This is a genomic window from Pseudoalteromonas nigrifaciens (assembly GCF_002221505.1).
In the GTDB taxonomy this organism is placed as follows: Bacteria; Pseudomonadota; Gammaproteobacteria; order Enterobacterales; family Alteromonadaceae; genus Pseudoalteromonas; species Pseudoalteromonas nigrifaciens.
In genome coordinates, this window is record NZ_CP011036.1 from 3,033,992 (window position 1) to 3,055,322 (window position 21,331).

14 protein-coding genes are annotated in these 21,331 nt (G+C 38.7%); 4 read left to right on the forward strand and 10 right to left on the reverse strand.

Annotated features, from left to right (window positions below):
• Nucleotides 1–46: 46 nt before the first annotated feature.
• From PNIG_RS14425 to PNIG_RS14440, 4 genes are all read right to left on the reverse strand, one after another.
• Nucleotides 47–4,552: an EAL domain-containing protein gene (locus tag PNIG_RS14425; protein WP_089368763.1), complete on the reverse strand. Its 4,506-nt coding sequence runs from the start codon at nt 4,550–4,552 to the stop codon at nt 47–49.
• Nucleotides 4,553–4,772: 220 nt separating this feature from the next.
• The gene (locus tag PNIG_RS14430) at nt 4,773–4,976 is read right to left on the reverse strand and encodes a DUF3283 family protein (RefSeq protein WP_011329264.1); all 204 of its coding nucleotides are present in this window, start codon (nt 4,974–4,976) and stop codon (nt 4,773–4,775) included.
• A gap of 181 nt (nt 4,977–5,157) precedes the next feature.
• Nucleotides 5,158–5,403: a DUF1289 domain-containing protein gene (locus PNIG_RS14435; protein WP_011329265.1), complete on the reverse strand. Its 246-nt coding sequence runs from the start codon at nt 5,401–5,403 to the stop codon at nt 5,158–5,160.
• A 220-nt stretch (nt 5,404–5,623) separates the two neighbouring features.
• The gene (locus PNIG_RS14440; RefSeq protein WP_011329266.1) at nt 5,624–6,757 is read right to left on the reverse strand and encodes a 1-acyl-sn-glycerol-3-phosphate acyltransferase; all 1,134 of its coding nucleotides are present in this window, start codon (nt 6,755–6,757) and stop codon (nt 5,624–5,626) included.
• Nucleotides 6,758–7,259: 502 nt separating this feature from the next.
• Between PNIG_RS14440 and PNIG_RS14445 the strand changes: the two genes are divergently transcribed.
• Nucleotides 7,260–8,204 carry a D-2-hydroxyacid dehydrogenase gene (locus PNIG_RS14445; protein ID WP_011329267.1) on the forward strand — a complete coding sequence of 315 codons (945 nt, stop codon included), beginning with the start codon at nt 7,260–7,262 and terminating at the stop codon, nt 8,202–8,204.
• Between the two features lie 138 nt (nt 8,205–8,342).
• On the opposite strand, the gene PNIG_RS14450 is transcribed toward PNIG_RS14445, so the two are convergent.
• From PNIG_RS14450 to PNIG_RS14460, 3 genes are all read right to left on the reverse strand, one after another.
• Entirely contained in the window at nt 8,343–9,242 is a 900-nt protein-coding gene (locus PNIG_RS14450) for a GGDEF domain-containing response regulator (RefSeq protein WP_011329268.1), read from the reverse strand.
• Complete coding sequence (locus PNIG_RS14455; protein ID WP_089368983.1) at nt 9,226–12,996, reverse strand: PAS domain-containing hybrid sensor histidine kinase/response regulator; 3,771 nt, start codon at nt 12,994–12,996, stop codon at nt 9,226–9,228. Before PNIG_RS14455 ends, PNIG_RS14450 begins: the two co-directional genes overlap by 17 nt.
• 66 nt (nt 12,997–13,062) lie before the next feature.
• Nucleotides 13,063–14,460 (reverse strand): PhoH family protein, encoded by a 1,398-nt coding sequence (locus PNIG_RS14460; protein ID WP_086997728.1) that lies wholly within the window; start codon nt 14,458–14,460, stop codon nt 13,063–13,065.
• Nucleotides 14,461–14,904: 444 nt separating this feature from the next.
• Here PNIG_RS14460 and rapA point away from each other — a divergent pair, with 444 nt between their 5' ends.
• A complete protein-coding gene (gene rapA, locus PNIG_RS14465; RefSeq protein ID WP_011329272.1) occupies nt 14,905–17,799 on the forward strand; it encodes an RNA polymerase-associated protein RapA in 2,895 nt (964 codons plus the stop codon).
• A 279-nt stretch (nt 17,800–18,078) separates the two neighbouring features.
• Here rapA and PNIG_RS14470 read toward each other — a convergent pair whose 3' ends face one another.
• Nucleotides 18,079–18,366, reverse strand: coding sequence for a type II toxin-antitoxin system RelE/ParE family toxin (locus PNIG_RS14470; RefSeq protein WP_089368764.1), 288 nt, complete (start codon nt 18,364–18,366; stop codon nt 18,079–18,081).
• The gene (locus tag PNIG_RS14475) at nt 18,366–18,593 is read right to left on the reverse strand and encodes a ribbon-helix-helix domain-containing protein (protein WP_011329274.1); all 228 of its coding nucleotides are present in this window, start codon (nt 18,591–18,593) and stop codon (nt 18,366–18,368) included. The genes PNIG_RS14470 and PNIG_RS14475 overlap by 1 nt, the downstream gene beginning before the upstream one ends.
• 137 nt (nt 18,594–18,730) lie before the next feature.
• On the opposite strand from PNIG_RS14475, the gene rluA reads away from it, so the two are divergent.
• On the forward strand, nt 18,731–19,384 hold the full coding sequence (gene rluA, locus PNIG_RS14480; RefSeq protein ID WP_089368765.1) for a bifunctional tRNA pseudouridine(32) synthase/23S rRNA pseudouridine(746) synthase RluA: 654 nt from the start codon (nt 18,731–18,733) through the stop codon (nt 19,382–19,384).
• Nucleotides 19,385–19,476: 92 nt separating this feature from the next.
• A complete protein-coding gene (locus tag PNIG_RS14485) occupies nt 19,477–20,487 on the forward strand; it encodes a DUF3530 family protein (protein ID WP_089368766.1) in 1,011 nt (336 codons plus the stop codon).
• Here PNIG_RS14485 and djlA read toward each other — a convergent pair.
• Nucleotides 20,470–21,330, reverse strand: a complete 861-nt coding sequence (djlA, locus tag PNIG_RS14490; RefSeq protein WP_089368767.1) for a co-chaperone DjlA — start codon at nt 21,328–21,330, stop codon at nt 20,470–20,472. The two genes, PNIG_RS14485 and djlA, sit on opposite strands and share 18 nt — an antisense overlap.
• Nucleotide 21,331 lies beyond the last annotated feature (1 nt).

Sequence of the window (21,331 nt, forward strand, 5' to 3'; positions counted from 1 at the left end):
GTAGTTGTCAGCTTTTAGCTGGCAACTGCACACTAAGGGCTTTCCTTTAATCTTGCTTAAACACGTCGCTCCAATCGCGAGTAATTAAAGGAATAACAGCATTTGTGGGCACAGGTTTACTAAATAAATAACCTTGAAAATAGTCGCAACCAAGTGCTTTTAAAAATACTAATTGATGGGTACTTTCAATGCCTTCTGCCACACATTCTTTATTTAAGCTGTGGGCTAAAGTAAGCGTAGATTGGATAATTGCCTCATCATTAGAATCAACCCCTATATCTTGTACAAAACTACGGTCAATTTTTAATACATCAATAGGAAAGCGCTTCAAATAAGTTAACGATGCGTAACCTGTACCAAAGTCATCCATATAAAGCCTACAACCTAGTTGTTTTAACATATCCATACTCGATAAGGCCTGCTTTGAATCGCGCATTAATATTGATTCTGTTATTTCAAATACAATCGCCTTAGAAGGGATAGCTGCTTTAATTAATGCCTTTTTAATTTCAGGCACCAAGTGTTCAAATTCAAAATCGAGTGCCGATAAGTTAATCGACAAATATAACTCGGGAGCAATTTTGCGCCAAGCCACTAACTCTTCTAAAGCACGGCCCAATGTTTGCAGCATTATTTTTGTAATTAAACCAATACTCTCTGCCGCTAACGAAAACTCTTGAGTGTTCACTAATTGATTTTTTGGCCAGCGTAGCAATACTTCAAAGCCTTCGGTTTTTTGGCTATTAGCACTTATAATAGGTTGATAATAATTACAAAATTCATGCTCTTGATACGCTTTAGTTAACTGCGATTCTAGGTGCAGTGCTTTTTGCACCCGTTGATTCATCTCTTGCTTATAAAACTTATAGCTCCCTTCTAAATTATCTTTAGCGTGGTATAAAGCAATATTGGCAGCTTTTAATAGATCTTTATATTGCTGCGCATCATCTGGATATGTGGCAACACCAATGCTTAAATTAATATTAATTACTTGGCCATTAAGGGCAATATTTTTATTAACACAGCCCATTAATTTAGTGCAAACGAGCAATACCTCTTCTATTTGTTGTATATCTTCCACCAACACAACAAATTCATCACCACCAAATCGAGCTACGCTATCGCTGGGGCGTAAGGTACTTTTTAATCGCTCTGCCACTGTTTTAATCAATTCATCGGCAACTTCTCGCCCTAACGAATCATTAAAGTGTTTAAAGCGTTTAATATTAATATGCAGCAAAGCAACCTTGCTGTTATGGCGCTGTGCTTGCTCAATGGCATGTATTACACGGTCATTAAATAATGCCCTATTTGGCAGGCTAGTTAGCTGATCGTAGTTGGCGAGTATATGCAGCTCATTTTCTGCTAATTTTTGTGCATTAATATCGGTTAAAATAACAACGTAACTGGTTAGTCTGTGTTCGTTATCGGCAACTGCACTTATTTTAACAAGCACGTGGCGTTGCTCGTTATTAACCAATGTTACTGTGTCTTCGCAAGAAAAGTGCTCCCCTACATTGAGCTTTTGCATAATGCGCAAGTAATCAAAGCGGCTACTGCGCGAAATTCCTAAATTAAGTACTCGACTAGAGCGTGGCTCAGCTGGGAAGTTAAACGCTGTTTGTAAGGATTTATTAGAGGCGCGTATATTAAAGTTTTTATCGAGTATAAATACCCAATCGCGAGTTTGTTCAAAGGCTGCTGCGAATAAGCGAGCATGCTCTTCAAACACCATTTCACGGGTCATATTGGTGTAAGTTCCGGCCACTTTTTGCGGTAATTTATTATGCCACTCTACTACTTTGCCAAAATCTTTGTACCAGCGCCAATGCCCTTTTGCATGCCTAAGCCTGTAGGTACAATTAAAAGATCCTTTATCTGTAGATAAAAACTCTAACCACTCTAATCTAAATAAAGATCTGTCTTGTGGGTGTATTTTTACTAAATAGTCATCTAAATTTACGCATTCAACGCTGTAGCCTAATTCATTCATTAACCGCGGTTGATAAATACTAAGGCTGCTTGACTGCCAGTCCCAAACCCCGGATTCACTGCCCTCTAGTGCCAGTTTTAAACGCGCTTCGCTTTCTTTACTTTCTTTGTGAGCTGCCAATAAAATACGCTGTATTTTATTGCGGCGCATTACCCAAGCAACCACTAAAGCAATTAACAATAATGCATATAGCACCACAAAATAAGGGGCACGCCATAGTGGGTATTTCACTTTTATTTTTAAACTAGCGGGCGACGTATATTCGCCGGTTAATGGGTCTTTAGCCCACACTTTTAATTGGTAGTTACCCGGATTTAATTTTGGAAATAACACTCTGTTGTTACGGGTATAACTTTTTTGCCCGTTATCGAGCTGATACTCATAAATAATCCGCTCTTGAAAACTAAACGACATTGCCGAAAAAGCTATTTCTAAACCTATATCGTCATGATTTAATGTTATTTCTTCAAGTGGTTGCTGTAAATTAAGCGACAAGTTTCGCGACATTAAATTGATCCGAGTAATATTAACGTGATCAATTAACGCTTTGGTGTTTTGATTGTTCATTGGGTGAAAATAGGTAAAGCCTTTTAGGCTACCATAAGCAATACGCCCATCTTTTAAATGTGCCATAGCGCCGCTGTTAAATTCTGCAGAGAGCAGCCCTTCTGACGTAGTAAATTGCTGAAAATGCAATGTAGTCGGGTTTAAACGCCAAATGCCTTTATGACTACTCATCCAAATCATGCCATCGTCATCAAGCACCATATCGTACAATAAGGTACCCAATTTGTTTTTGTCTAAATCAATAGTATGAACAAGTTCATACGTTAAGGCATCAATGCCAATCAGGCCAAAGTTGGATAACGAGAGCCATAAAATATTATTACGATCAACTTCATACGACAGCACATTTATGGCAACATTTTCATGTTGTTTAGGAACCTTATATATTATTTTTAGAGTTAAACTGTGAGGATTAACTTGATATAAAATCCCACCACTAAAAAATAAAGGTTTATCTGGTTGTGTCGATAATGGTGGTAAAAACCCATGCGCTAAAAAAGGGTCAAACTGAGTAAACTCGCCCTCTAACTGGGTTAGTTGCTGGGTATTAATATTATACATAAGCATACCATGATCTGAGTGCACATAGTACAAGTTACCATCGGGCATTAAAGTAACACCATGAACCCAGCCGGCGATCAGCTTTTGGTTGCTCGGATTTTGTGTTTGCGGCTCAGTTAATTGCAGGCTAACAGGGTCAAAAATAAATAAACCTCTGTTGGAGTGCAGCCATAATTTATTTTTATAAGGCATTATTTTATAAATAGTAAATTCAGTGGTTAGCAAATCAACTTTAAAATCTTGTAAATACGTTTTGCCTATATTTGTTTTTAAATCAACTTCAGTTAAACCATTATGCGTAGCTAGCCATAGCTTGTCTTTATACTCAGTAATACCCCAAATAGAATGATGCGATAAGCCGTCACCGCCAAGCATGCTGCCCTCAACATTGGTAAACTGATAGTTATTATTGGCTAAATAAAACGCCCCATCTGTTTTAGTGGCCACCCATGTTCCACCAGAATTATCTTTAACCATATCAATAATACTGGTATCGGCTAGGGTATATTTACTTTGGTTAATGCGGGTGTTTTTTATTATTTCCCCCGTTTTTAAATTAAACTTGAACAACCCTTTATCAGTGGCTAAATCAATTTTTTCATGGTCATTTGTAATTTGCCAAATGTTTAAATTATCAAGCAATACACTATTGTTAAATGCCACATCGGGGCGCTCAAACATGCTCGATAAATTGCTAATATCAACTTGGTACAACCCTTTAACAGCGCCCACTAATAGCTGATTATTGTTAGCAATAGCAAATGACTTCACATTATTTTGGTAAATATGCTCAGCCTCTGCGCGTAAATGCTCTAATGGCCGCACTTTTTCACTGGCAATATCAAACACATAAGCACCATGACTAGTACCAATAAATATATAGCCGTTATAATAAAATAGCTTTCTAACTAGGGTGCTTTTGTATTTACTCGGAAGCTCAAAAATAGTGGTTATTTCACCACTTTCAATATCAAGCTTTGCAAAGTCACGGCCTCGGCCAATCCAGAGGGTTTTATCATCTATTGCTAACATGCTAAAAACAGATTGATTAATTATCTGCTCTTCGCTTAGCGGCTTTTCTAAAAACTGTTTATAAGAATCGGTAGCTGGATCATAGCGAAATAGCCCTGCCAGCAGTGAGGCAATCCAAATATGCCCTTGGGTGTCTTGATATATGCGGTCAATAATAGCTTCTTCAAGCTCACCATTAGGCCCGTTAATTGGCATTACTTGGTAGCCATCATAACGGTTAAGGCCACCTTCTGTTGCCAGCCATAAGTAACCGTTATTATCAATAAGCATAGTATTAACATAGCTTTGAGATAGCCCCTCACTAGGAGATAAACGCTTCACTTGTGCGTTTATTTGGCTGCTCATTATTAGCATAAGTGCGAGCAAGCAACTTATTGTTCTGTTAATAGCTTTACCCATTCTTGATCCCACTTATTATGTTGCTTTTGATAGGTATTTGACAGCGACGATATACGATATTGGCACACACCAAAAGCACTACTAAGGAATGATTATATGTTAACATCGAGTTAAAACCAATAGTGCGGTATAAATCAGGTCTACTTTTAGAGATGAATGTATAAATCCTATAAACTAAAGAGGTTTTAAATCAACTCGAGCTGCTCAAGTAAGCACAACATTAGCCTAACATTAGTGCTAAATACCTTTCAAATTGTTGCTTTAAAGAAGCTTGCTCTGCAATAGGGCGGCTATGGAGGGTGTTATATATTTGCTCACGTGTTTTTTTCCCGCGCTTAATTTGATACGCCCAAAAAGAAGCCTCATAATCTAACTGAATTTGATACTTTTGTTCACGAGGTAAATTACATAAATTAAAACTCACAGTAACTCCTATTACTTACTAAAGATGTTTTATTATACTTATAAATAGTTATGAATGCTGCTTTAATAAAGCATCTAGGCCAACAAGCTTAGTCAGCTAAATGCTATATTATGTTTGGGGATTTAATAGCTTATTGGCTCAGATAATTACGAATTTAATCAACAAAGGGCACGCCCCCTAACTAAAAGTCAAAACCTTGCTGATTAATTAATTCGCTAGCGGCAGTAACGTCTAGTTTTTTTTGTATAAAACGCTTGTAGCGCTGCTGGCACAAATTTAATACTTTTTTCTTTTGTGCGTTGGTTAACGAATTCCATAAAAAACGCTCATCGCGGCTACGATAACAACCTTTACAATATCCCCTATTATTAACCAAACAAATACTCTTGCAAGGGCTTGGAATATCAAATATTTCAATTTGTTGCATTGCCCCTCCCCACACTTATAAAGATACAGGTTAAGTATAGCGTTATTTACTCAAAGAGCAGCTTTGTGAGTAATTAGCTCTGGACGTTTAGTAAATCTCTTAACCAGATAAAATGTAGGTATCAGCCGGGGCATAAACCACAGCCCAACATGCGCTGAAGCTGTAATACAAATTTACTTCGCTTTAGCTAAAGTGCCGTAACAAAAAGCAGCTTTAGCTTTTAATGCTCACAACTTTTAATATTTACTTCTGCTTTACGATGATATGGCTTTGCATACATAGCTAATACCAAAGGTTTAAGCTCTTCGGGCACTTTATCCATACGTTTTGCAAACTTTGCAGCGTCGGCTTTATTAATGACTGCTTCTGTACAGCCGCCTGCTATAAAGTTACCTGGGTGCAAATAAAATGAATCTATTATTTGTTTATCTATTGTTTTAGCCAGCTCATCTGCGCTGTCGCAATGTGACTCTATCGGCTGTCCAAAAGCTAAATGAATATGTCCTTTAGATGAGCTAAAACCTTCAACAATACTGGCTATGTCTTCACCTACAGATTTTACATATTGACCATGGTGTTGTTTATGATAAAGCTCTTTTGCTTTAGCAATTGCACAGGGTTCGTATTGATACGATATTGATACCGGCACTATTTTTAGCTCTTTAATATAATCGCCAAATTCTTTTTTTTGCTTACGCCCATTTAGTTGTAGCATTTTTAGTAGTGCCGGATCGGTTTGATCTACACCGTCTTTTGCTCGCCCTTCTTTTTGCGCTATCCAAATAGAGTTTCCTGCTGTTAGTGAGTCATAAATATAGGAAGATAACTGCGTTAATGCTTTAAGCATTTCTTTAGGCGCTTTTGCAGATCGCTTTACTATAAAGCTTTTATTTAATCGCATAAGCTCAGTGATATAGGGTCTTTGCAATAAATTATCTCCTATTGCAATGCGCACTGTTTTCATTTTATGTTGAAACAATCCCCAATTTACTAAAGCCGGATCGAGCACAATGTCACGATGATTCGATATAAATAAATAGGCCTGATTAGGGTCTAGTTTATCCAACCCTGAAAAAGTGACTTCTGACGTAGTGCGTTTTACTAACTTATTTAAATACTTTGCAACTTCATTTTGTACATCTTCAACGCTATTAATTTGGCCCCATTTTTTACGTAGTTGCTGTCTAATTAATGGTCGTGCAACAAATGGAATTGCCGATAAAATGCGTGGTAAATTGTACTTTGCAATTACATCAATAAATGCATTATCGTCAATTAAACGCTTCAGCGAAGTGGCAACTTCATCATCATTGTAAGGTCTTATGTCAGCGTACTTATCTTCTAATTCAATCATTTAGCGCATCTACAAAGTTAAAAACGGCACGCCAAAGCGCACCGTCGTGTCTAATTTTGATTATAACTCAATCAAAAATACGAAACTAGCAATACTAAAGTTCGATTTACCTAGTTCAAATAGAGTTATAGTTTAGTCGGCAAGTTTATAAGTTCGCACACTTGATGCAACTTACATTGCCCTGTTGTTATTTATAGTGAATATTAGTTAAAGCAAATAGCTTTACTAAAGCTGCATGGCGACGGCAGTACAACAAAATAGCCGTAAAGGGTAGCATGTAACAACTAACCTAGTGGGCAGACCACATTTAAGTTGGCCTACGTTTTTACGACTTTAAAATTAACAAAGTGTATGCTTTATAGTACTTTAGTGTATTAATCTTGTATACGTATGCTGCGCTGTATTTGCTTTCATTAGTACTGCAAATATTTCCAACCTCAAATCAAGCAATGCAAGCATTGCAAATAACTCTCTTAAATGGGGTTTAATTTTAGGAAAAAATATGAAAATTACTATTCTCGATAATGCGACTCTTGCTAAAACATCACTTGATTGTATTGCTCAATTAGGTGAGCTTACCGTTCATGAATTAACAAGTGCGGAGCAAGTTGTTGCTCATAGTAAAAATGCTGACGTTTTAATTACCAACAAAGCAGTTGTAAACCGTGAAACTATGAGCCAATTAAAATCACTAAAGCTAATTTGTGTTAGTGCCACTGGTACTAATAATGTAGATTTAGTAGCAGCTAAAGAGCTTGGTATTGCAGTAACTAACGTTGCCGGCTATTCAACCCCCTCTGTAGTACAACATACCTTTTCTTTAATCACTAATTTATTAGGTAATACACATCGCTACCAAGCGGACTGCCAACAAGGTGCATGGCAAAAAAGTGAAATGTTTTGCCGTCTAGATTATAGCTTTAACGATTTACAAGACAAAACATTCGCTATTATTGGTGGTGGAACACTTGGTAGCGCGGTTGCAACGGTTGCTAGCGCTTTTGGCGCAAATGTAATTACTGCCGAGCGCAAAGGGACACAGTGCCGTGAAGGTCGTATCCCTTTTGAACAAGCAATTAAAACCGCCGATATAATTAGTGTGCACTGCCCATTAACCGATGAAACTCGCGATCTAATTACACTCAATGAGCTTAAAATGATGAAGCCAAGTAGCATTATCATTAATACTGCACGTGGCGGCATTATTAACGAAGCAGACTTAGCAACCGCTCTTGAGCAAAACTTAATTGCAGGTGCCGGGGTTGATGTGCTGACTAAAGAGCCCGCTGAACTAACTAACCCACTGGCTAATTATAAAGGCAATAACTTACTGCTTACGCCACATATTGCTTGGGCAAGCACAGAGTCAATTGTACGTTTGGTAAATGAGGTAAGTTTAAATATTATGGCGTTTACGCAGCAGCAATCACGTAATCGCTTAGTGTAATACCTTGCTGTAGTGCCCTGCTGTAATGCCCAGCTGTGTAGCTCTAAAAAGCGCTACACTTTTTTAAATGTGTTCATTCGGTGAATTAACCATTAAACGCCAATAACGTTGGCGTTTACTTTACAAATAAAAGTTTAATTAGCGGGCAACAACTTGATTACGGCCACCCTCTTTCGCTGCATATAAACCTAAATCAGCTTCTTCTAAAAGTGCCTGCTCAGTTTCAATACTTGCGTTTTCAGTACTAGCTACACCAATACTAATAGTTACATGCTCAGCATTAAGCGATGCTTTATGCGCTATATTTAATGCATTAACAGCATTACGTAGCTTATTTGCAAAGCCTGTCGCTTCAGCTTTATCTACACCGGGTAAAACGGCTGCAAACTCTTCTCCGCCATAGCGTGCAATAAAGTCACTGCCACGCTCACATTGTGCCGCAAGTGCTTGAGCCACCGCTTTTAAGCAGTCATCGCCAGCTCGGTGCCCATAAGTATCGTTGTAACGCTTAAAGTGATCTATATCCATAAGTAGCACTGAAAGTGGTGTGTTGTTGCGCTTACTTTTACGCCATTCACGAGATAGGTTTTCGTCTAGGTTGCGTCTATTGGGTATTTCGGTTAGGCCATCAATCGAAGCTAACATTTCAAGCAAATCATTTTTTTGCTTAATAAGCAGTTGATTACGTACTCTTACGCGCACAATTGATGAACAAAATGGCTTAGTTATATAATCCATTGCACCTAGTTCTAAACCTTTAGACTCGTCATCATGGCTGCTATTTGCCGATATAAAAATAACCGGGATCATTTGCGTTGCTGAATCTTCTTTTAATTTAACCAGTACTTCGTAGCCATTCATTCCTGGCATAACAATATCGAGTATAATTAAATCAACTTGTGTTGTTTTTATAAAAGTAAGCGCTTCGTCACCACTTTTAACTAAAAACACCTCATGCTCATCGCTAAGTGTTTTTTCGAGTACAATTCGATTAAGAGCATCATCATCAACAATTAATACTTTAGCTTTTTTTGACATCCATTGCCCCTAAAACGTTTATAAAAACAACCACCTGTTCTAACTGCATAATAAGCTCTTTCGTTGTTATTTCAACAGCTTTATCGGTTGTTTTAAGATCTTTTTCAGTTTGCTGTGCACATTGCGACAGTCGACTAAAGCCTAAATTACCCGCTACGCCTTTAATACTATGCGCTATACGAATTAAGTCATCTTTATTATTACTTATTTTGAGCTGCGCTAATTGAGTTTTGCACACACTAGCAAATTTACCGATCATAGTGTTAAGCAGTGTTTCGTTTAAACTAAACTGAGTTAAAGCAAATGAGTACTCAAAAAAGCTCGGCTTATAAGGTGTTAAATCGGTTATTGCACCTATAAGCACTTCTGCAACCACAGGTTTAGTTAAATGCTTATTCATGCCACACGCTAAAGAGCGTTCAATATCTGCAGGCTCACAATGAGCGGTTAGTGCAAAAATAGGTAATTGCTCTGCACTATACTGCTGCCTAATTAAAGTTGTTGCTTGGCAACCATCTAAATGAGGCATTTGCACATCCATTAAAATTAAGTCTGGCATTAAATTCGGTAATAATGCCATACCATCAATGGCACTGGTGGCTGTAACCACATTAATTTTTGCTTGGCGTAACACGCTGCTAATTATTTCTAAGTTTAATTGATTATCATCAATCGCTAACACTAACAGACCCGACACACTTGGGTTTAATTTCGTTGTATTCGTTATTTTTAAAGCTGACTCTAAATTTAAATTAAACAATCGCTGTGCAAGCGCTGACGTTTTAATATGCTGTACAGTTAAACCCATGCTGATCGGCAAATTTAACCTTGGTTGATTACTTACAACAATAAGCGTAATTGCTTTTGCAAATAAAATATCTTTAATTACTGCTACAGCTAATAAAGCAGGTAAATCTGCTGCACCTATAATTAATTGCTTGGCTTTTAAATGCTCCCGAGGAGATTTTAATATTTGCTCTAAATTAGTATAAGTAAGCGTAGGGAATGCATTTATAACCTGAGTTAATTCGTGACTATGCGCTGATAAAATAACTAATGTATTATCAGGTAGCTGCTTACAAGCAGGTACAACATCTAATAAAACACTAAAGTAAAACTCACACCCTTCGCCTTTTTCACTATTTAGCGCTATTTCGCCACCCATTAACAGCACTGCCGACTTTACAATAGCCAGCCCTAAGCCCACGCCATGATGAGTTCGCGTAGATGACTCATCCCCTTGGGTAAAGGCATCGAATAAGCGCCTTTGATCGGCTTTATCTATGCCAACTCCGGTATCTATTACCTTAAAGCAAATATGTTGTTGCTCTGAGGTATCGCTTGGTAATAAATCCATTTTAAGGGTAATACTACCGGTTTTAGTAAATTTAACAGCATTAGTTAATAAGTTACCTAATACTTGCTGTAAGCGAATGCTGTCGCATATAAGGTTGGGGGCAATTAAGGGATCAATATCAATAATTAATTCAATCCCTTTGTTTTCACATAAAGGTGCCGTTAAACTTTCACAAATATCAACCAACTCAACAATGCTAAATGGCGCGAGTTTTAACTGCGCTGCCACACTTTCTACCCGTGCAAAATCCAGCATTCTGTTAAGCATTAACAACAAGCTGTGTGCTGCGTGCTTAGCTTGCGCGGTTTGTTCTAATTGTTTTGGCGTAAGTCCTTGCTCAATAAGCATATCAAGTAAACCAAATACCGCATTTAGCGGTGTGCGGATCTCATGACTTAAATTAGCAATAAATCGACTTTTTGCTAATGTGGCGCGCTCTGCATCATGTTTTGCTTTGGTTAATATACTTATATCTTGAATATGAATAACATAATACAGCGGCTCGGCATTTTCATTCCACACTAACGACACGCTCAGCTGTAACCAATCTGCCAGTTCGCCGTGCGCTAAAGTTAAATGGTATACCCGTTTTTTATTATTTAGTAATTGCGCTAACGTGGCTTTAATTTCTTGCCATTGGGGGTTACTAAACACCCGATTTAAAGGCGCTCCCGCCAATAAATTTTGTTCAGAAGATAGCTCTCTAGCCGCTTTATTCGCTTGTAAAATAGTATGATCAAGCGAAAGTAACACCACTCCATTAGCCGCAAACTCTATCGCACTTCTAAATTTAGTTTCTGATTCTTTTAATGCATGTAGGGTTTGCTGTTGCTCGGTTATGTCGCGGCCAATCCCCATAACGCCTAACAGTTGTTGCTGTTCATTATAAAATGGCGCTATGGTTAATAAGTAAGAGCGTTCTGCGCTATCAATACGTTGTTGAATTTGCGTGCGATTGTGTAGTACTTGTTGCTCTAGCTTACTAATTTTTTTACTATCGCTGCTCTCATTTTCTATTAATTTACCAACTAGCTCAGCTTGCTTTTTACCAATAAATGTTTCAAAAGCTTTATTACAACCTAAAAATAAGCCATCAATACTTTTAAAATAAATAAAGTCAGGAACGTTATTAAGTACAGTATTAAGTAAAGCTAAATGACGCTCTTTGGCTTCGTAGCTGCTGGTTAGTTTTTCAGACTGTAGCTGCAATTTTTTATCTAAATCTTTATTAACGTTCTGTAGGGATTCGACCAGCTGAGTATTTTTAGCAAATATAGCTTTTACCTTTAAAAACCATGGCTGCCAATTTAAAGGAATTTTATAGTTTAACTGCTCGCCAGTTACAGTGTCGTTATGCTCTAGATAACGCATTAAAAAGGTCATCGGCTTGATAAAAATACGCTGGCTCAACCAAAAAAACACGCTAAACATAATGCTTAAAAACACGGTTAAAAATATAAATTCTATCGCTGTTTCGTAAATAATCGGCGCAGATAACTGCTCTATTGGCTCATGGTAGGCAGCATGTATAGGGTAGTTACCAATTGGCTGCATTAAAAACTGATTACCTTTAACTTCCTTAGTATTATTGTGCTCTATTAATACTGCCGGCCAATATTGATTTAACTTAACAGCTTTGTTTATCAACTTTTGTGAGCTGGCAATAACCTCATGATACTGATTCATAAATATATATTCGCCTTGCTGCGGCGATACTTTTTTTAGCCAATTAGAAATAGCTTGTAAGTCATAAATAAGAACTATGTAATCTTGGGAGTTAATATCTTGTTGTCGGCCAATGGCAAAGTAGGCTTTATTAGCAACTTTAATAATTTGGCTAGAGCTGAGTTGCTCGGTTAAAAGTGGTGGTTTAAATTTGCCTTTTAAAATATCAGTTAAAAAGGCACTTTGGCTACGATCTCGCCTGGCAACGTAAGCAAAACCTTGCTCATCAACATAAGCAACTGCACTTAATGACTGTATTAGCGCTAACGTGGTGTTAAATGAAGGGGCTAACATAACGACTTTTTGCCAGCGTAATAAGGCACTTTGCGATTGAGAAAATTCGCCAGCACCTACTATTTCGCCATTTAAATTACTTAAATAACGATAGTAATAGTCATCATACTGATTAACGTGCAATGGCATTGTGCTATCTGCTAAATGCGGCTTAGGTTGGTGATACAAATTAAACATAGCGGTAAATAAATTATTTACCCCAGCCATAGTATGTTCAATTTGCGCCGATACATTAGCAAAATCGCCATGGCGCTTTTCTATCGCACGTTCAACCTTAATATTGTAAAGGTGCAAACATAATAATAAAGCCACAAACAAAGGCACGGCCAAAGCCACAACTAAAGAGCGGTAATAATCTTTTAAGGGTAAAAACTTCAACTGTTTGCCTGTTTTATGGCTCAATAATCAGCTAATAGACTAGCGAGCCATAATGTTAAGCGCAAGTTATAAGTTTTCTTCAGCGAATGAAGCTAGGCGACTACGTACCACACCATTGAGGTTTATTGTTGCGCTACCTTCAAAGTTTTTAAAGCGCTCCACAATATAAGTTAAGCCCGAAGTAACCGGTGTTAAGTAGTTACTGTCTATTTGTGCCAAGTTACCGGTACAAATTAGCTTAGTACCTTCGCCGCAACGGGTAATAATGGTTTTTAATTGTGCCGCCGTTAAGTTTTGGCTTTCATCTAAAATAACTACTGCATTTTGAATACTGCGACCACGCATAAAATTTACCGACTTAAACTGAATATTGGCTTTTTCCATAATATAATTACGGCTTGAAATTGGATTTTCGTCGCCCTTATGTAATACCTCTAGGGTGTCGGTAATGGCCGCTAGCCATGGCGCCATTTTTTCTTCCTCAGTGCCGGGTAAAAAGCCAATTGACTCGGCTATTTCTGGCGTATTACGCGTTACTATTACTTTGTCGTAAATGCCTTTTTCGATCACCATTTCTAGTGCACTAGCAAGCGCCAATAAAGTTTTACCACACCCTGCAGGGCCGGTTAAAATAACCAGTTCTATGCTGGTATCTAATAAAGCATCGAGTGCCATACCTTGGTAAATATTTTTTGGTTTAATACCCCATGCACCTTGGTTCATTAATCGCTCATAACCTATATCTTTTAAGGTTATATGCTCCTCATCGTACGATTTAACTCGCGCTGCAAACTGATCCCCCTCATCAATTAAATACTCATTATAAAATACATCAGGGATTAAGTTTTTAGCCACATGATGCAAGGTCTCACGGCCATATTGCTCAGTATTACATTGGCCAACATGCTGCCAAAAGTCTCCGGCTATTTTTTTGTAGCCGCTGGTTAGTAAGCTAATGTCGTCTATAAGCTGATCGGTGCGGTAATCCTCAACATAATTAAGCCCTGCACCTTTGGCTTTTAAGCGCATGTTTATATCTTTAGTGACTAATATTACTTTGCTATTTGTGTGCTGCTTTTGTAAATGCACTGCACAGTTAATAATGCGATGATCGTTTTCATTGCCTGGCAGGCCAGAAATAGAGTCGGCAAATAAATGATCGTTTACAATAATTAAAGTGCCGTTTGATGCTGTTTTCGCTTTTTTATTGCTAGGAAGGGCTACGCCTTGGAGCATTTGCTCTGGTGTGGCATTTTTTAATATTTCATCTAAACCACGAATAGCCACGCGAGCATCACGGCTTACATCGTGTTTTCTATCTTTTATATGATCAAGCTCCTCTAACACTGTCATCGGAATAACTACATGGTGCTCTTGAAACGATAAATACGCGAGGGGTTCGTGAAGCAATACATTGGTATCTAGCACATACATTTTACTTTTAAGGTTCGAAGCATTTTCCATAGCACTGTCCTTACTTTTTATGATGAGTATGCTATACCAAACTAACTAAGTGCTTTTGAGTAGTGATGGCTCGTTAGTTACTTAGGTATAATTTTAGTTTAGTCTATTTGTCATAAAAGTCCGTTTTATTACAAACTCGATTTTGTTTTAATTAAACCTTAAAATCAAAGCAATCGACTGACTAAAATAGTGCATTATAAAAGTTAATTAAGTAGGTTTTGCTAAGGAAATATTTTTAATGCTGCTAACGCTCAAAGTAATAGCTGCAGAGCTATTTATTATCTTACTGTGTACTTATTTACCCAAAAAAGATCCAGATGTTAGCCGTTTTGTTAGGAATAATTCACACTTACCGAATTAATTAAAAGTGAGGCTAATAGCGCCTTGCAGTGGTGTTGTCTAACAGGTAACATAGCCGCCTTTTTCTTCATAGACGAGACATATATGAATTTTTCCTTAGGTCAGCGTTGGATCAGTGATACAGAGTCAGATTTAGGATTAGGCACAGTTGTTGCCATTGAGGGCCGTCAGGTCAGCATATTATTTCCTGCTAGTGGCGAAAGCCGCGTTTATTCTTGGGCAGAAGCACCCGTAACCCGTGTGTCATTTAATCCTGGCGATGTGATCAAAAGCGTTGAAGAGTGGGAATTAGAAGTTGAGTCTATTGAAGTGCAAGGCGAGCTACTTTGTTATCACGGTACTCGTGTTGATAATGGTGAAGCAGCCAAACTAAAAGAAACCTTTCTAGATCATTTTATTAAGTTTAACAAACCTCAAGATCGTTTATTTGCCGGCCAAGTAGATCGTTTTGATCGTTACACGCTGCGCTACCAAACATGGTTACATAAATTTGAACGTGAACAGTCGCCTATAAAAGGCTTAATTGGTCAGCGTGCTAATCTTATTCCGCATCAGCTTTATATAGCCCAAGAAGTAGGTAAACGTTTTGCACCACGCGTACTTTTATCAGATGAAGTAGGCCTTGGTAAAACAATTGAAGCGGGAATGATTTTACATCAGCAAATTATTAGTGGCCGTGCCAGCCGTGTGCTTATTGTAGTACCCGAAAATCTGCAGCACCAATGGTTAGTAGAAATGCTGCGCCGCTTTAATTTACGTTTCTCTATTTTTGATGAAGATCGTTGCGATGAAGCGTTTGCCGACTCGCCAAATGTATTTGATACCGAACAACTGGTACTTACCAGCCTAGAGTTTTTAACCAAGAAAAAACGTTGGTTCGAACAAGCAACTTTAGCTGACTGGGATTTACTAGTAATAGATGAAGCGCATCATTTAAGTATTAATAATGGCAAGCCAAGCTCAGAGTACCAACGTATGGCCGAGCTTAGCCAAGATATTCCGGGCCTTATTTTACTTACCGCCACGCCAGATCAACTTGGTCATAGCAGCCACTTTGCTCGCCTACAGCTACTCGATCCAGACAGGTTTTACGACTACGACGTATTTAAAGAAGAGGAAGCAAATTACAAAGACGTTGCCGAAGCTGCTAATCAATTACTCCAAGAGCAAGGCTTAGACGAGAGCGCTAAAGCGACTTTAATTGAGCTATTAAAAGAAACCGACATTACCGATATTCTGGCAAAAGCACAGCAAGGTGATTTACCCGCGCGTAAAGAAATACTTAACATGTTACTGGATCGCCACGGCACCGGCCGCATCTTATTTAGAAATAGCCGCAGCGGCATTGACGGCTACCCTAGCCGTATATTACACGCCTACCCTATGCCATTGCCAAAGCAATATAAAACAGCAATGACAGTACTGGGCAATATGAGCGGCATTCAAAATCCCGAACTTAGTGCACAGCGCGCACTATTCCCAGAAAAAATATTTCAAGAGTTTGAAGGCGAAAGCGCCAGCTGGGGAGCATTTGATCCTCGCGTAGATTGGCTAATCGACACTCTTAAAACCCTTAAGCGTGAAAAAGTACTGCTAATATGTGCTAAAGCCGAAACAGCTATCAGCCTTGAGCAAATACTACGTGAACGCGAAGCAATTAAAGCCTCAGTTTTTCACGAAGGTATGTCGATTATTGAGCGTGACCGCGCCGCTGCATTTTTTGCAGACGAGTACGACAACGCGCAAATACTGCTGTGTTCTGAAATTGGCTCTGAAGGGCGTAACTTTCAGTTTTCACATCATTTAGTGTTATTTGATTTACCACTAAACCCAGATTTACTAGAGCAACGTATTGGCCGACTAGACCGCATTGGACAAACTCAAGATGTGAACATTCACGTGCCATATTTTGAAAACACCGCCCAAGAAGTATTACTACGTTGGTACAACGAAGGCCTAGACGCATTCGAATCTACCTCGTCGACGGGACAAATGTTGTATAAAGAATTCCGTGATGACCTACTTGATTACATTGCAGCGCATAACTGCGACGAAGACGAGTTAGATCCATTACTTGAGCAAGTAGCACAAAAAAATGCGGTACTGCGCAAGCAAATGGAAAGCGGACGTGACCGTTTACTTGAGCTGCATTCATCGGGCCAAGGCGCAGCCGACTCTTTGGTAGCTGATATTGAAAAACTAGACAATCAGTTTGAACTGCCTAGTTACATGATTAACGTATTTGACACCTTTGGCGTAAGCCAAGAAGATAAAGGCGAAAATACCATTATCTTAAAGCCAACCGAGCATATGTTAAACGCCTCGTTTCCGGCATTAAGAGAAGATGGCATGACAGTTACATTTGACCGCGATACCGCGCTTTCGCAAGAAGACGTGCACTTTATTAGTTGGGATCATCCTATGGTGCAAGGCACCCTAGATATGATTTGTGACGACGATTTTGGTAGCGCATCGGTTGCTTTACTTAAAAACAAAAAACTACCACCAGGCACCTTTTTTGTTGAGCTTATTTTTGTAGCCGAAGCTATGGCACCAAAAGTATTACAAGTAGGACGCTTTTTACCACCTACGCCAATTCGTATTTTACTCGATAAAGCAGGTAATAACTTAGGTGAAAACGTCGCGTTTGACGGCTTTAATCAGCAGCTTTCTGCCGTTGGTCGCCAAACAGCCAGTAAACTAGCTGGCGCATTGCAAAGTGCTATTCACCCAATGATCAGCACCGCAAAAGACATGGCACAAGAAAAGCTTGAAGTTATTCGTGCTGCGTCACTGGCTAAAATGCAAACATCACTAAGTGAAGAGCAGCAACGATTAGTTGCTCTTAAGCAAATTAACCCTAATATTCGCCAAGAAGAAATTACCTTCTACGATAAGCAACGCACAGATTTGACTACCTACATTGAAAAAACCCAGTTAAAACTAGATGCGATACGCTTGATTGTGGTTTCGCACTAACGCTTTGGCGATAAGCTGACAGCCGTTAGTAAAAAATTGCTAATGTGCGAATGAAGAAAGCGCGGTATTTTGAAGTGACCCCATAAAGTTGGATTCATTTCTAAGCAGCTAATAAAGCCTGATTTCGGTAGTGTGTCGAACTCAGGCTTTTTATTTTCAACTTAATGCATGCGTTGTTGTAATAAAAAATTTATTACTGAGCTCACCTTAAAACTTGATAAAAACCCTATAAAACGATTAGTTAAGTGCTATTCAACTCTTTCTAAAATCACTTGTAAATCACAACCACTCTTCTATATCTTGCCCACCCAAAACAGCCATTATTTCAACATCAGTTTCATAAACTCTGTAATAAATACTATCTGAGCCACAAACGGCGCGTCGATAACCTTTACGAATATGATCAACTGATTGGTAGGAATAAGGATTTGCAGCTAGCTTTTCAAACAGAGTAAAAAAAGCATAAAAATAAGTATCTGCTTGCTGCTGTGAATACTCCTTACAGCCATACTGATAAATACGACGTAAGTCTTCTTTAGCATCATTTGAGAGTTTAAACTTTCGCATTACTTAACATTTAGTTTAAATTCAGTCAGGATTTCATCAGCAGATTGATTAGTAAAGCCACTTTTTTCAGATTTAAGCAGTTTACTATTGATAGCTTCAGCCCTTCTTGCACGTCGAATTAAGTCATTCACTAATTCGCTTTTATTCGCGTAATCACCTACATTTTCAATGTGATTACGCAGCCATAAATCATTTTTCTCAGTGAGCGAAATGCTTTGCCTTGCCATAATATATACCTCAAAAAATCATACTGGTGTAATTTTACACCAGTATGAAAAACATGCAATTAAACTTTAATCTTTTTCCTTGAGCCTTAGTGCTCGCTCCACTAAAATGGCGCCCTTGAAAATCACTGAGGTCGGCCGTGTTAATTAACTACAATCCCCCAACAGATCCGTATTTAACTATTCTGTATCAGGATGAGGATTTACTCATCGTTAATAAGCCTAGCGAGTTGTTAACCGTGCCAGGTAAAGACCCTAAACATGCCGATTGCTTAATAAGCCGTGTTAACCGAGTTTTTCCTACTGCTAAAATAGTGCACCGTTTAGATATGGCAACGTCGGGCATACTTTGCTTGGCAATGAATAAAGCCGCACACCGCCATGTAAGTATGCAGTTTCAGGAGCGCGAAACCGCCAAGCGCTATATTGCCCGGATATATGGGCAACTTGAGGCGCAAACCGGCTCGGTTGATTTACCGCTTATTTGCGATTGGCCTAATCGCCCCAAGCAAATGGTTGATCACGAAAACGGTAAGCCGTCGCTTACGCATTTTAAAATACTTGAACGTGAACCACATGCAACCCGTGTAGAACTAACTCCTATTACAGGGCGCTCGCACCAGTTGCGTGTACATATGCTAAGCCTAGGCCATCCTATTTTAGGTGATAGGCTTTACGCGCACAAAGAGGCACTCGCTGCGGCGCCGCGCTTGCAATTACACGCACAAATGCTCAGCTTAAAACATCCCACTACTGAGCAAATACTTACATTTGAAGCTGCTCCTGATTTTTAGCGCTAACACTTAATATTAAAGTTTAGCCTGTTACGCTAAACTTTTTTGCTGCTGCGCCGATATCTAAATAATGTTTTTTATTTGAGTTGATTATGGTATTGGCGCAGTATTTAAAGGTAATTAAACTAAACGTACTGCTAAGCTGTGCGCTACTTTTGACTGTGCAAGTAACTGCAGCAGAGCATATTGCCCCCCCCTCGTATGCAAGTATTGAAAATAATGATATTCAACACTTACTTCCCAATGATGAAATAAAGCCTATATTAGCTGGCGATACTGAATTTTTAACCTTATACAGCGAGTATATGAGTGCTGATTTTAGAGGCACTGTACTGCTTATACCTGATTGGCAATCAAGCGCGACCAATAATGCCGGAATGAGCTTTTTACGCAAAGAACTGAATAATTTAGGCTACACTACCTACGCAATGACAGTACCTGATATTAACTGGCAGGCCAGTGAAATAGCCACTGCTGCAACTAACGAAAACACTGCAACTGAAAGCACCTCAGCTGAAAATATTCTTGCCCAAAGCTCTGACAATGCAAATACAGCTAATCAAAGCACTGATAATGAAAGTGCTGCTGTTGAAAGTGCTACTATTGAGGATACTGGTGTAAACAAAAGTGCTGAGCCACACCATGTTAATGCCATTGAAAAAGTGAGTGACGCGGTACTCGATAACTATAAAGTAAATTTAATCGCCCGCTATGAAGCACTGTATAATACAGCAATGGCAGAGCCGAATAATATTGTAGTAATTGCCCAGGGGATCAGTGCTGGCGTGCTACTTGAACATTATGCGCAATTTCCCGACTCAAGACTTAATGCATTTATAAGTTTAAGCAGTTATTTACCTAACAGTAAACGTAATCAAGACTTAAGCCAAACTTCGTCTTTAATTGCCCCACCATTACTGGATATTTACTACGCTAACGATAACAACGAGATTTTAATGAACCTTAAAAATCGTCAGCGCTGGGTTAACCGCAACGCAAAATTTGATTATCGCCAACGCCAGTTATTTGGTTTGCGCAATCAGCCCGATCAACATGCACGCCTAAGTAAAGAAATAGACGGCTTTTTACGCCGACTTTTTTAAATACTCGTAAGCAGCTTGAATATCTTGGCTTTTTTTGACCGCTAATTCCATCATATGTTTTGGTAAACCTTGCGATACCAATTTATCAGGGTGATGCTGCGCCATCAGTTTTCGATACGCGAGCTTTATTTCTCGCGCTGTTGCCGAGTCATTAAGCCCTAATAATGCCAACGCTTGTGCGCGGTTTATATTATTATTAGGTGGTACATGATGGCCTGAACCTTCACGGTAACTGCTACTTTGCCCTTGTTGCTGTTGTTTATAGCGCTGTTGCTGCTGCCTAAAGCTAAACTCTGCTTGGTAACGCTTTAATACAAAAGCAAAGTGCGCTCTAGATACGCCTAACTGTTTACTCACTTCTTGTAAAAGTAGTTTTTCTTGCTCAGCGAGTACACCATCTGAAAATGCCATTTGAATTTGAATTTCTAAAAATAGCTGTAATAAATCATAACGCTTAGCAAAACGTTCTTTAAAGTCTTGTACTGTTTCTTTTAATGAAAAATCATTTTCTTTACCCGACTGAAATGCATGTTGTGCTTCGCGGCGCTCTTCGCCTTGTAGGCCCATTTCGTCCATAAATAACGTTGCCGCTTTAATATGTACTTCGCTAATGCGCCCATTTGATTTAGCAATATGCCCCATAACTGCAAAACAGCTAGAAAAAAACAGCGCTTGACGCTCGTTGACGTCGTCACCTTTAAATAAGTTTGAAAAGCCACCGGCTTTATCAAAATCTTTTTTTAAGCTTTTATCAAACATATGGCCAAGATATAGGCCAAAAATAGCACCAAATATTTTGCCAAACATAAAACCGAAAATAAACCCGAGTATTTTTCCCCACATC

What these genes read in the sequence shown, in the direction of transcription:
- PNIG_RS14425 (WP_089368763.1), bottom strand. Translation starts at nt 4,552, where the DNA reads ATGGGTAAAGCTATTAACAGAACAATAAGTTGCTTGCTCGCACTTATG.
- PNIG_RS14435 (WP_011329265.1), bottom strand. Translation starts at nt 5,403, where the DNA reads ATGCAACAAATTGAAATATTTGATATTCCAAGCCCTTGCAAGAGTATT.
- PNIG_RS14440 (WP_011329266.1), bottom strand. Translation starts at nt 6,757, where the DNA reads ATGATTGAATTAGAAGATAAGTACGCTGACATAAGACCTTACAATGAT.
- PNIG_RS14445 (WP_011329267.1), top strand. Translation starts at nt 7,260, where the DNA reads ATGAAAATTACTATTCTCGATAATGCGACTCTTGCTAAAACATCACTT.
- PNIG_RS14450 (WP_011329268.1), bottom strand. Translation starts at nt 9,242, where the DNA reads ATGTCAAAAAAAGCTAAAGTATTAATTGTTGATGATGATGCTCTTAAT.
- PNIG_RS14460 (WP_086997728.1), bottom strand. Translation starts at nt 14,460, where the DNA reads ATGGAAAATGCTTCGAACCTTAAAAGTAAAATGTATGTGCTAGATACC.
- rapA (WP_011329272.1), top strand. Translation starts at nt 14,905, where the DNA reads ATGAATTTTTCCTTAGGTCAGCGTTGGATCAGTGATACAGAGTCAGAT.
- PNIG_RS14470 (WP_089368764.1), bottom strand. Translation starts at nt 18,366, where the DNA reads ATGCGAAAGTTTAAACTCTCAAATGATGCTAAAGAAGACTTACGTCGT.
- PNIG_RS14475 (WP_011329274.1), bottom strand. Translation starts at nt 18,593, where the DNA reads ATGGCAAGGCAAAGCATTTCGCTCACTGAGAAAAATGATTTATGGCTG.
- PNIG_RS14485 (WP_089368766.1), top strand. Translation starts at nt 19,477, where the DNA reads ATGGTATTGGCGCAGTATTTAAAGGTAATTAAACTAAACGTACTGCTA.
- djlA (WP_089368767.1), bottom strand. Translation starts at nt 21,330, where the DNA reads ATGTGGGGAAAAATACTCGGGTTTATTTTCGGTTTTATGTTTGGCAAA.